Origin of the sequence: Falsiroseomonas sp. E2-1-a4 (assembly GCF_051433165.1) — a bacterium.
Classification (GTDB): domain Bacteria; phylum Pseudomonadota; class Alphaproteobacteria; order Acetobacterales; family Acetobacteraceae; genus Falsiroseomonas.
Genome location: NZ_JBHMFS010000001.1, coordinates 367,465 through 379,041 on the forward strand (window position 1 = coordinate 367,465; position 11,577 = coordinate 379,041).

Sequence of the window (11,577 nt, forward strand, 5' to 3'; positions counted from 1 at the left end):
CTGCATCAGGCCCCCGCGAGGTCGGGCAGCGCCCGCGCCGTGCCGGCATCCTGCGCTGCCAGGAAGCCCTCAAAGACCAGCAACTGCCACAGCGCCTGGGAGTGGTCCGAACCGCCGGACGCATGTTCCTCCACCAGCCGTGAGACGGCGGACGGGTCGAAGATGCCGCTGTCGAGCATGGCGCCGCCGAGCAGGCGCCGGCGCAGCTCCGGCGCACCCTTGCGGAACTGGCCGCCGATGGCCTGCGCAAAACCCCGCTTGCGGCCCCAAAGCAGCTCCTGCGGCAGGTGCGGTGCCATGGCTTGCCGCAGAACATGCTTGCCGACGCCGCCGCGCAGCTTCAGCGAAGCCGGCAGCGACAGCCCCCATTCGACCAGCTCATGGTCCAGGATCGGCGGCCGCAGTTCCAGCGACGACGCCATGCTGGTGCGGTCGGTCTTCACCAGGATGTCGCCCGGCAGGTAGGTGTGCAGATCCGCGTATTGCGCCGCCAAAAGGGGATCGCGCGGGTCGCATTCATCCATCAGCGCGCCGATACGTGCCATCGGGTCATGCCCATCGAGCGCCGCGCGCCAGCCCGGCGAAAACAGGCCGCGCCGCCGCTCATCGGCGACCTTGCAGACGGTGCGGTAGTAGCCGACGGCGCTATCGAGCGAGATCTCCGTCAAGGTGTTCTTCGCCCGCAGCCAGCGTGGGGCGCGATCGAGCTTCGGATAGGCGCGGGCGAGCGTTCCGAGGACCCTCCGGCGCACCGGGGCTGGCAGGCAGGCGCGCGCCGTCTCGGCCAGCATGTGCCAGCGATAGCGCCGGTAGCCGGCCAAAACTTCATCTCCGCCATCGCCGGACAGGGCCACCGTCACATCCTGTCGCGCCAGCCGGCAGACGGCGAGGGTGGGCACCGCGGAGTGGTCGCCGAAGGGTTCGCCGAACAGCACCGCCACCTCTCGCGCGGCAGACAGGTAGTCGGCCTCGCTGGTCTCGGCGCGGTGGCGGGTGCCGTGGCGCTCGGCAACCGCGGCAGCAGCGGGCCGCTCGTCATTTGGGCCGGTAAAGCCGATGGTGAAGGTAGACAGCGGGCCTCCCTTGCCCTCCCGCGCCGCGGCTGCGGCGAAGGCGACGATCGAGGCGGAATCCACCCCGCCGGACAGGAAGGCGCCGAGCGGCACATCGGCCATCATCTGCGCACGGACGGCCGTCTCTAGACGCGCGGCCAGTTCCACCGCCGCTTCCGCGGGCGCGGCGACGGAGGCGGTCGGCGGCTGCCAGTACCGGCGCGGGACCGGCGGGGTCGTTTCGCCGCGCCGCTGGAAGAGGAAATGTCCGGCGGGCAGGCGGCGAATACCGGCATAAATGGTCGCCGGGTCCGGCACGTAGCCAAAAGCCAGGTAATCCTCGACAGCCGCGGGATCGAGACGCGCCGAGACACCTGGTGCTGCCAGCAACGCCGCCAGTTCGGATCCGAACGCCAAACCGCCATCGGGAAGCGTCGCGTAATGCATGGGCTTTTCGCCAAGCCGGTCACGCGCCAGCAGCAGTTCCCCGCGCTCCCGATCCCACAAAGCGAAGGCGAACATGCCCTTGAGGCGATCCAGCACGCCCAGGCCCCATTCCCGCCAGCCATGCAGGATGGCCTCGGTGTCGGAACGGCTGTGGAAAACGTGGCCCGCGGCGCGCAACTGCTGGCGCAGCGCCTCATGGTTATAGATTTCCCCGTTGAAGACGATGGTCACGGCACCACCGGCGATTGACATCGGCTGGGCGCCACCGGCCAAATCGACGATGGACAGGCGACGATGGCCGAGCCCCAGATGCGGCTCGCTATGCACGCCTTCGCCGTCAGGCCCGCGATGCTGCACGGCGTCCGTCATGCGCCGCAGAAGGGCCAGGCTGGGCACCGTGGGATCCACGGCATGGAACAGGCCGATTACGCCACACATTCTGAAAGCTCCTGGTGCAGCGATTCAAGGCGACGTGAAATCATGGCGCCGAACCATTCTGAAATGCCACGAGCAGGCGCTGGCGGCCATGTAAACATCCTGCTTTTCGCGTGCGCTGCATGCGTTCGCGCGAAAAATTGAGTAAGAACTTTACGATCACCGGTCCGCGAGGGCGAAAAAGGGCTGCCGCCGATCCATGCTTGGAAATCGTCACGATATCACGGCAAGACGTTGGCTCCTGGGCGCGGGTTCTGATGATTAGGCGCCACGAACTGCGGCGACTGGCCCGGCCGGCCCCCATGCTGTTGATCGGGACCCTCTCCGCGCTGCTCTGGGGCCTGCTCGGGCTGGCCGTGAGGGTCATCACGAGCTGACAGCTTCCGGTATGTCTGACGCAGCCCCGATGGCCAGGCCCGGCCGGCCGGCACGCAGCCACCTGACCACGCTCTCCAGCCCGGTGCGGAGCGCCACCGGATCACCCACGCCCAGCAGTGCGCGCATCTGGTCCGGCGAGCCCAGCGAATCGCGGATTTCGCCGCTGCGCGCCGGCAAATGCCGCAACACGGGCTCCACCCCGCAGACGCTGCCGATCAATTCGGCAAGTTGCCGCACTGTGGTCACGCGGCCCGTGCAGACATTCAGCACCGGGGCGGCCGTGCTTGCTTGCCGCATTCCCGCCAGTAAGGCGGTCACCACGTCGCTCACCACCACGAAGTCGCGTGTCTGGCCGCCATCGCCATAGATGCCGACCGGCTCGTTGCGTACCAGCCGCTCGCAGAAGATTGAGATGACCCCGGAATAGGGCGAGCGCGGATCCTGTCGCGGGCCGAAGACGTTGAAGAAGCGTAGCCCGAGAGTCGGCACGCCATGCACCGCACCGGCCACCCGCGCGTGCTGCTCGCAGCCCAGCTTGTCGGCGCCATAGGCCGAAAGTGGCCGGGTCGGAGCGCCTTCGGCCAGCGGCAGGCGCGCCGGATCGCCATAGACTGCGGCTGAGGACGCATAGACGACAGGCAAGGGATTCTTCGACCCGAGCGCAGCCGGCGCGGCACGGGCGGCCTCGAACACCGTGATCGTGCCGGTGAGGTTGACTCTGTGCGTGCCAAGCGGATCCTGCACGCCCCGCTCCACGGAGGCGATGGCCGCCAGATGGAAGCACCCATCCATCCCCCGCAGGGCGCGCGTCATCGCGCCCAGGTCCGCGACATCCCCGACCATCAGCTCGGCACCTGGCGCCAGGTTATCGCGATGACCGCTCGACAGATCGTCCAGCACACGAACCTGGTCGCCGCGCGCGATCAGAGCTTCGCACAGATGTGAGCCGATGAAGCCGCAGCCACCAGTGACCAGGTATCGAGCCATCGAATCAACTCCGGGACGGCGCGCCGGCCAATCGCCGCGCGCCTTGGGGGTGGAGAGAAGAAACGCCGGGCAGCGTCGCCCAGCTGGGCGCTGTTGATGCCCGGCTGGGCGCAGCCGATGCGCCGCAGGATCGGATGCGCGGTTCCATCAGGCGAGCACGCAAGACCGGACCCGGCTCGGCAGCCGCGGCACGCCACGGGGGGCGATGTTCAGGGCCGGCTGGCGCGCGAAGCTCATCGGATCCGTGAACGGTGCCTGGGCGCCGGCAAGCCAGTCATAGGCACGCCGCGCGCCATCGTGGTCCAGGATGTCGGCAAGCTGTGCCAAGGACTGCATGGCCAACCGGGCGTATTCACCCTGGCTCCTTGCCCAGCCATCGCCATTCGACCGGTTGCGTGCGCGCGTCGCATCTCCGACTTCGGCCCAGCTTTGGAAAGGCCGTTCGATCCCGCCCTCGCTGCCGGGATGGCTCACGATGATGATGAAGGCCGCGCCATCATGCCGCGCGAAGCCGCGATCGGCCGCCGTGAAACGGCCGACCAGGAAATTGGCCATCCAGGCCAGGAAGACGCGCGCATCGGCATTGCCCAGCCGTGCCGCCGCCGCCGCTGCGGAGGCGAAGTAGTCCTGCTGCCAGGGCAGCAACTCCACCCCATCTCCGCCGAGTTGGTAGGGAACCAGCCAGCCATGCAACTCGCCCTGCAGCTCCGTCCAGGCTGGGATCTGCGCCCGCAGCCACGACCAGTTCCGGTCCGCGACATGTCGCAGATAGGCCTGGTTGGCGTCGCCATCCGGTGCGGTCCATGCGGCTTCGTCCAGTTGGCGGACGGACCATGCGGCGCCCCGAACCTGCCGCTTATGGACAACAAGAAAGCCTTCCCGGTCGTTGCGCATGCCCGGCGGATTACGCACGGCGGGCCATATGCCGAGCACGTTCCAGGCGCCCTGCGCCATCACCTCATCCGCGAAGGCGCGGCGCCCGGTAAGCAGATACGGGACGAAGGAGAGGTCCGGCTGATGCGTCGTGTCGATTCTCCAGCCGGTATCCTCGGTGATCTGCTGTGCCAGCCCCCCCGGCGGATTCCGGCCGCGCGGATCCGTCCACAGCCGCGGCCAGCGCCGCGCATCCAACCAGCCGCCGTGCCGGTCCGCGCCGCCATTCGGGTCCCAGAAATGCCAGGGAATGGTGCCCGCCGCCTCGGCCTGCCCGATGCAGTACCTGGCGGCCCGCGGATCGCCGCTGATCAGCCAGGCGGCCTGGTAGCCCGTGGTGGGACCCAGATCCATGCGCCCGCCGCCCCTCGGCATCTGTTGCGTGATGCCGCGCGCACCAAAGGCCGCATGCCATTCCGGCTGCGCCATCTGTTGCGCCATCGAAGCCAGCATCGCCTCATTCACGCCCGCGGTCAGGTCGTAATGGGCAATCGCTCCGGTATCAGCCAGATAGACGACATCGTGGCGCACCGGTGGCTGCGGCGGCGCCGGCTGGCCACCAGGGAGCGCACCCAGCAGCCGGCCCCAGCTGCGATACTGGTGATGCGCGGGCATCGTCGCATGCAGCGCCTCCCGGCCATCCAGCAGGACCCGTGCCACATAGGCTGCCGTGCCGCCCCCCGGCTGCATCGCGATGTCATTGCGGAACCAGACATCAACCCAAATGGTGCCGTCCGCCTGCGCCGCGACATCGGCGACCAGCCGCATTGATGTGGCCCCGCCCACCACCTCGGGCGGCACTGCGGCGGTGATGCGCCGCTGCACCACCAGCGGTCCGGATTGCCAGGCCGCGCCCTGCGGCGCGGCACGCAGCCGCTCCAGCACATCGAGCCGCCAGGTCTCGCCGCGTCCCGAAAGCGCCGTCAGCTCCACCATCGCCTGACGCCCCGACAGCGCCGCCGCCAGATCGAGCGCGGCCAACGCCGGTGCTGTCGCGCGTGACAACACGAATGCCTGACGGGCATTGGCGGGCAGTCCGGAGGCCTCGAGGCTGACGGCCGCGAAGCGCGCCGTGCCATCAGGATGGCGGGTGATGACGTCGAGCTGGACACGCGAGGCGCGCCCTTCCCCGCGCGCCGTTCTCGCGGTCAGCGTCGACCCGCGCGGCATCTGCCCCGCACGGAACGGCAGCCCGAAGGTCAGGATTTCGCTGCCGGATGGCCGGCCGCTGCCCTGCAGCAGCAGCCCCGTCAGGTCGTCGCGCCGCGCGAGGCATGGCAGGGGATCTGCCAGCACCACGCCGCCGCCGGACGGGTTCGCCCGCACGGCGCCGGGTCCTGCCGCGGCGCAGCCCGCCAACAAGCCAACTCCCAGCAGCCCGATTTCGCGGCGGCCGAGCGAGGCCCTGTCGCGGGGACCCGACTTCCCCTTCGAGGAGGCGCCTGCCTCGTTTCCATCGCTCATGCTGCTGACTCCCTTGTGGTGCGTTCCACCGCCGGCATCGCCCTGCTGCCTGCGCCCGTCGTCTCACTGATGACGACGGGACCCCACGGCCTGCGCCCGGCGAATCCGCCAAGACTTCGTTTGCTGGTCTGCGGTGACCGGCGGCTGTGCAGTCGAAGTCGCCGTTCCGCGCCGGCTGCGCCGTGTGCCCTCATCACGGTGCTCCGCCTGATCGGCTTCCTTGCCTTCGGAGACGTCGTTGCGCATAGCAAAAGGCCACCAGCCCCGCGTGCGATAGCTTGCGGGCAGGATGCTCCAGACACAGAGCCAGGCGACGCCCAGCAGCATGGCGAGGAAATATAAGCTCTGCATGAGTGGCTCCTCGTCGCCTGCGCGACGGTCATGTGCTGGCCCGCCTTTGCCGGCTCCATGCCGTGGCAATGGCAGGACGCGGGTTGCTGGCACCCGGCTTCACGGTGCGCCAGCCGAAGCGGGAAGGGTCCACTTCGGTCTGCTGCACAAGGCTGCGCCGTGCGATGGCCAGCGCGGCGGGCGCGACCACCAGCAAGGTCCAATAGTAGTCCCAGTAGCTCAGCGACAGGAACGTGCCCGCCGAGCTGTAGGCTACGATCGAGACGTGCAGCATCCGTCCAAGATCACCCGCCCAGGCAAGCTGCGGTTGCTTACGCGCCAGCCGGATTAGCTGCCAGGCGTACCAGGCGCCGGCCAGCGTCATGCCCAACCACAGGAAGAACCCGATGAAACCGTGCTCGCCCAACACCTCGAACCAGATGCTGTGCACCGCTCGTGCCGGGCCACCCGGCATGACGGTGTCGACCACGGACTGCGAGTAGGGCGCTGCGAAGCCGGCGCCGACCAAAGGCCGGTCGAGGGCCAGCCGGAGCGACACCTCCCACAAGGTCAGCCGCGTCGTGGCGGAGGCATCCTCCTGGTAGGTACCAATCGTGTTCATGCGTTGCGTCCACTGCTCCGGCATGAAATTGACGGCAACGGCAAGCACGGCGACCATGATGATGCCGCCCAGCAGCTTGTGGCTAGACCGCAGCCACAGCACCACGATGACCGCTGCGATGCCCAGCAAGGCGCCACGCGAGTAGGTGCCAATGATGGCGAACAGCGTCAGCACCATGGCGACAGCCAGCCCGATGCGCACCAGCCGGTGACCAGCCTGCAGACGCAGGTAGTTCATCAGCGGCAGGGCCACCAGCATCGCCGCGCCGATGTGGTTGTTGTCGGAGATCATCGAGGTCTCCGGGCCCCAGACCCGGTAGCTGCCGCCGGTCATGATGGTGAACAGGCCGCCGCGGACGCCGTAGTAGCCGATGGCAATCGCCATCAGCCAGATCAGCGCGTCCAGCCGACGCCGGTCGGTCAGCATCGCGGCCGTCAGGAGCAGCACGACGATGACCCGCATGACCCGGTCCCACTTGGTCCAGGCATTGGCAGGTGTGGCGAGGCCGGTGAAGGTCGTCAGCGTGAACATCGCCAGCATCAGCATCAGCAGCACGGTCACGCCATTCAGTGGCAGTCGACGCGGCTCCCTGGCCAATACGCATCCGATCAGCGTCGCGCCAAGCACCATCACGCCCCAGGGCAGATTGGCGGCCGGTCCCCAGATCTCGCGGTGCGGATTCATGAAGGAGATCCAGGACCACAGCAGGACGCCGACGAAGGGCTGCGCCAAGGCCGTGGCGAGCATCGGGAACAGGACCGCCATGAAGACCAGATTGCGGATCATCGACCTGACGCTCCGGTAATACGTGCGACTACGTTCAGGCGCATGCCCGCACCTTCCGAAACACCGAAAGCTGGCCCAGCGTCGTGTCTTCCCAGCCGAAGCCTTCCGCATAGGCGCGCGTGGCCCCCCGGTCCGGGCGTGCGGCCAGCAGGCGACGCACACCGGCGGCGATCGCCTCCGGCGTGGTCCCCTCCATCACCAGGCCCGCGGCCGGGCTGCGCACCGCCTCGCGGCTGCCCCAGGCGGGGCTGGCCACCACCGGGGTGCCGCAGGCCATCGACTCCAGCAGCACATTGGCCCAGCCCTCACGCGAGGAGGCCAGCACCAGCACGTCTGCCGCGCTGTAGTAGCGCGGCAACTCCGCATGCGGCCGGCTGCCCAGGAGATGCACGCGGTCCGCTACGCCGAGCTGCTCGGCCAGCGCCAGAAGCGCGCCGCGTTCCGGTCCGTCGCCCAGCACCATCAGCCTATGCCCGGGCAGCAGCGGCAGGGCGCGCAGGATCAGATCGTGCCCCTTGCGCGGAATCAAGTGGCCAACCGAAAGCAGCAGCGGACCGCTGCCAAGGCCCAGCGCCGCGCGGGTTTCAGGCCGGTCACCGGTCGGCCGGAAGGCCTCCAGGTCGACGCCGTTGCGCAGAACGGTCACCTTGCCCGCCGGCGCGCCCAGCGCCACCAGCCCATCCTTCAGTCCGACGCTGACGGAGATCAGCGCATCGGCGCGCCGTATCGCGTGCTGGATCAGCCGGCGCGGCACGGCGTGTTGCGGCAACTGGGAGATGTCGGAGCCGCGCGCGGTGATCACGACCGGCAGCCCGAATTCGCGCCCCAGCCAGACCGCCGCGACGCCGTCCGGGTAGACATAGTGCGCATCGATCGCGTCGAAGCGATGACCTTCCGCCAGTAGCCGCGCCAGGGCGCGGCGGGCGCTGGCGTAGAGCGTAGCCGGGCCGGTCAGCATGCCGATGCCCGGCAGCGCGGCGAAGCGCGGGTGATGCACCGCCAACCCGTGGCGGTCCTCCCGCGCCGGAATGCCGGCATAGCGCGCCCAACCCTGCATCCGGGCACCGCCCAGCCGCGCGGCGGCGGCGAAGGGGAAGAACGGCACGGGCGCCAGCACGGTGCTGCTGGCCGCGCCGCTGGCGACCAGATGGCGCAGACGGTTCTCCACGAAGACGCCGTGGTTGGGCTGCGCCGCATTCGGGTACAGCGTGCTGAAGGTCAGCAGCCGTAGCACGGCTTCCGGCCGCGCCGGGTCGGCCGCCTGCGGCCGCGTCTCCGGCAGCATGAGGGTCTGGTCCGGAGGCATCAGCCTTGTGCTCCTGGGGCCTTGCGGCGCATCGCTCGTTTCAGTTCGAAAGGGTGGTGCGCAGGCGCTCGGCCGCCTCGCGCTCCGCGAAGTTGGTGGTCGAGGCCAGCACCGTCTCCAGCGCGCGCCGCGCGCCGGCGCCGTCACCGGCCTGATGCAGCGCATAGGCCAGGTGGTAGCCGGCGGATGGCCCCTGCCCGGCGCGGACCGCCTGGCGCAGCAGCGCCACCGCCATCTGCGGCTCACCGCTGCGGGCCAGGATCCAGCCGAGCGTGTCGGCGATGTTCGGGCTGGGTGCCAGGTAGTAGGCGCGCTCTGCGAAGCCGCGCGCCTCGGCCAGATGCGCCTCGCCCTGCTCGCCCAGCACCCAGGCTAAGTTGTTCAACGCGACGGCGTTTTCCGGCGCCGCGGCCACAACGTGACGCAGGCGCGCCTCCGCCTGCGGGAAGCGTCGGGCCATCAGGTCGAACTGCGCCAGTGTGTTGAGCGCCGCCAGGTCGTCCGGGTTGGCCGCAACCCAGGCATCGAGGACGCCAGACGCATCCGGGACGCGGCCGGCGGCAAGCAGCGCTGCGGACTGCCGCTGCACGAGCAGGGATGCCGGAGCGCGGGCATGCGCCGCGCCGTAGGCTTCCGCGGCTTCTGCATGGCGCTGCTGGCTCATCAGCAGGTCGCCGGGCAGGGCGCGGGCGGTGGGCGGGGCGTTCGGAGCGCGGGCCAACCGATCCGCCTCGGCCGCCGCCGCCGCCACGCCGCCAGCCCCGTCACGCAGCACGCCGAGCAGCGCCTGCTGCAGCCCTTCATCGGCCGGCGCCTGGCGCAGGCCCTGGCGCAGCAGTGCCTCCGCACCGCGCTTGTCATCCTTGCGCATCAGTAGCGATGCCAGCCGCCGGCGGGCCGGGACGGAGGACGGGTCCTCGGCCATCGCCTCGCGCGCTGCGGCCTCGGCGGCATCAAATTGTTCCAGTGCGGCATGCAATTCGGCGCGCGCCAGCGGCAGCGCGGTGCCGCGCTGGTTGCGCAGTGGCTGGGTGTCCAGCACGGCCAGTGCGGCGGCGGCATTGCCGCGGCGCAGCAGCAGGCCCGCGTGGTTCAGCGCAAGCTGCGCATTGGCCGGGTTGGCCTGCTGCGCCGCGGCCAGCGCCGCCTGGGCGGCCTCCGCCACCTCGCTCCGGTTGGTCTCACCCGCTCCGCCCTGGGCCAGCGCGGCCAGGCGCGACGCGGCTTCGCCATTGGTGGGTTGCTCGCGCAGTACCGCGCCCAGCAGCGGCACCGCCGCCGCCCCTTCATCCTGCAGCATCATCACGCGCGCCAGGCCGAGCCGTCCGGGGATGCTGGCGGGCTGGCGCTCGACCACGGCCTGGAAGGCGCTGCGCGCGCCGGCGGCGTCGAGCCGCAGCAGCCGCAGCGTGCCATCCAGCACGCCGCCCATCTCACCCTGCCGGGCCGCCGCGTCGAGCTGGGCCAGCTCCGCCGCCGCGGCGTCCAGGTCGCCGCGCGCGAGCGCCGCGGCGGCCAGCATCTCCCGCGCCCCGGGCTGTGCCGGGCCGAGGTCGAGCGAGCGTTGCACTGCGCCCTGCGCCCCGCCTGGGTCACCGGCGGCCATCCGGGCGATGCCCAGGCGGGTCAGCAGCGCCGCATCCTCTGGCGCGATCCGCGCCGCTTCCTCCAGCGCCTGCACGGCCAGGTCCGGGCGCCCGGCGGCGCTGTGCGCGCGGCCGAGCGCGTCATACAGCGCCGCATCACGCGGCCGGTTCTGTGTTGCGCGTGTCAGCACCTGCGCGGCTTCCGCGTGGCGCCCGGCGCTCATCGCCATGCCGGCAAGCAGCCTGGCGCCGCGCGGATCATCCGGCCAACGGGCCACGTGGCGGCGCGCCGCGTCTTCAGCCTGGGCTTGCTGGCCCAGGCCGCCCTTCGCCAGGGCGAGCAGCAGGAAGCCGTTCGGGAAGTTGCCGAGCTGGCCGGCGATACGCTGCAGCGCCGCATCGGCCTGCTGCCACTCTCGCTGGCTGCCGAACTGCATGGCGCGCAGATAGATTGCCGTGGGGTTGTTCGGCATGACCGCGAGCGCGGCGTCGAGGTCCTGCGCCGCCTCCGCGGGCCGTTCGTCACGTAGCAGCGCCTCCGCCCGGCGCAGCCGCGCCTGCACATCGGTGGGCGCGCGGGCGATGACGCGGCCGAAGCTTTCGATGGCCCCGGCGCGATCGCCACGCTCGAGCTGCAGCGAACCCTTGCGGAGCCAGGCCTCGTCCAACTGGGGATGGGCCGCCAGGACCTGGTCCAGCCGCGCTTCCGAGGCGCCGCGATCGCCTTCGGCCAAGGCCAGTGCCGCGGCCGCGAGGCCGGGCTGCGCGGCGTTCGGCGCAAGCCGTTCCGCCATCGCCACGGCGTCGCGCGCCGCCGGCAGGTCGCGCAGCAGCAGATGCGCCAGCGCACGCCCCGCGGCGATCTGGCCGGCGGCGGGGGCAGGGGTGTCGGTCTGCGGGAAATCCGCCAGCAACTCGCGTGCCCGGCCCTGCGCCAGGTAAATCCGCAGCAGCAGCGCTGTGGTGCTGCCCTCCGGGTCATGGCCGCGCTCCAGCGCCGTCCGCGTCTCCCGCGTCGCGGTGTCGACATCGCCGAGCCGCAGGCTGGCTTCCGCAAGGCCGATGCGGATGGCGCCGTCCTCCGGGCTTGCGCGCACGGCGTTGCGCCATTCGATCTGCGCGGCGCGCAATTCGCCGCGCGCGTCGGCCGCGCGGGCGCGTTCGGCGGCGGCATTGGCGAAGGCGGGCGCCGCCGTCGCCATCAGGGCGGCGAGGGTGAAGGCGGGCAGGCTGTAGAGAATGCGGGCCATC

The 11,577-nt window shown here is 70.6% G+C and carries 7 protein-coding genes; all 7 read right to left on the reverse strand.

Annotation, left to right across the window (positions count from 1 at the left end; genetic code table 11):
- Positions 1–5: 5 nt before the first annotated feature.
- The gene (gene asnB / locus ACFHNC_RS01795; protein WP_437167485.1) at positions 6–1,937 is read right to left on the reverse strand and encodes an asparagine synthase (glutamine-hydrolyzing); all 1,932 of its coding nucleotides are present in this window, start codon (positions 1,935–1,937) and stop codon (positions 6–8) included.
- Positions 1,938–2,300: 363 nt separating this feature from the next.
- The gene (locus ACFHNC_RS01800; protein WP_437167486.1) at positions 2,301–3,299 is read right to left on the reverse strand and encodes an NAD-dependent epimerase/dehydratase family protein; all 999 of its coding nucleotides are present in this window, start codon (positions 3,297–3,299) and stop codon (positions 2,301–2,303) included.
- 147 nt (positions 3,300–3,446) lie between these two features.
- A complete protein-coding gene (locus tag ACFHNC_RS01805; protein ID WP_437167487.1) occupies positions 3,447–5,696 on the reverse strand; it encodes a hypothetical protein in 2,250 nt (749 codons plus the stop codon).
- 63 nt (positions 5,697–5,759) lie between these two features.
- Positions 5,760–6,047, reverse strand: a complete 288-nt coding sequence (locus tag ACFHNC_RS01810) for a hypothetical protein (RefSeq protein ID WP_437167488.1) — start codon at positions 6,045–6,047, stop codon at positions 5,760–5,762.
- A 28-nt stretch (positions 6,048–6,075) separates the two neighbouring features.
- The gene (locus ACFHNC_RS01815; protein ID WP_437167489.1) at positions 6,076–7,434 is read right to left on the reverse strand and encodes a putative O-glycosylation ligase, exosortase A system-associated; all 1,359 of its coding nucleotides are present in this window, start codon (positions 7,432–7,434) and stop codon (positions 6,076–6,078) included.
- Between the two features lie 34 nt (positions 7,435–7,468).
- Positions 7,469–8,740, reverse strand: coding sequence for a glycosyltransferase family 4 protein (locus ACFHNC_RS01820; RefSeq protein WP_437167490.1), 1,272 nt, complete (start codon positions 8,738–8,740; stop codon positions 7,469–7,471).
- Between the two features lie 40 nt (positions 8,741–8,780).
- Positions 8,781–11,576: an XrtA/PEP-CTERM system TPR-repeat protein PrsT gene (gene prsT, locus ACFHNC_RS01825; RefSeq protein ID WP_437167491.1), complete on the reverse strand. Its 2,796-nt coding sequence runs from the start codon at positions 11,574–11,576 to the stop codon at positions 8,781–8,783.
- Between the last annotated feature and the right edge of the window lies 1 nt (position 11,577).

Bases quoted from the DNA above. Each gene is read 5' to 3' on its own strand.
- ACFHNC_RS01820 (WP_437167490.1), bottom strand. From the start codon at position 8,740: ATGCCTCCGGACCAGACCCTCATGCTGCCGGAGACGCGGCCGCAGGCG.
- ACFHNC_RS01810 (WP_437167488.1), bottom strand. From the start codon at position 6,047: ATGCAGAGCTTATATTTCCTCGCCATGCTGCTGGGCGTCGCCTGGCTC.
- ACFHNC_RS01800 (WP_437167486.1), bottom strand. From the start codon at position 3,299: ATGGCTCGATACCTGGTCACTGGTGGCTGCGGCTTCATCGGCTCACAT.
- ACFHNC_RS01805 (WP_437167487.1), bottom strand. From the start codon at position 5,696: ATGAGCGATGGAAACGAGGCAGGCGCCTCCTCGAAGGGGAAGTCGGGT.
- ACFHNC_RS01815 (WP_437167489.1), bottom strand. From the start codon at position 7,434: ATGATCCGCAATCTGGTCTTCATGGCGGTCCTGTTCCCGATGCTCGCC.
- prsT (WP_437167491.1), bottom strand. From the start codon at position 11,576: ATGGCCCGCATTCTCTACAGCCTGCCCGCCTTCACCCTCGCCGCCCTG.
- asnB (WP_437167485.1), bottom strand. From the start codon at position 1,937: ATGTGTGGCGTAATCGGCCTGTTCCATGCCGTGGATCCCACGGTGCCC.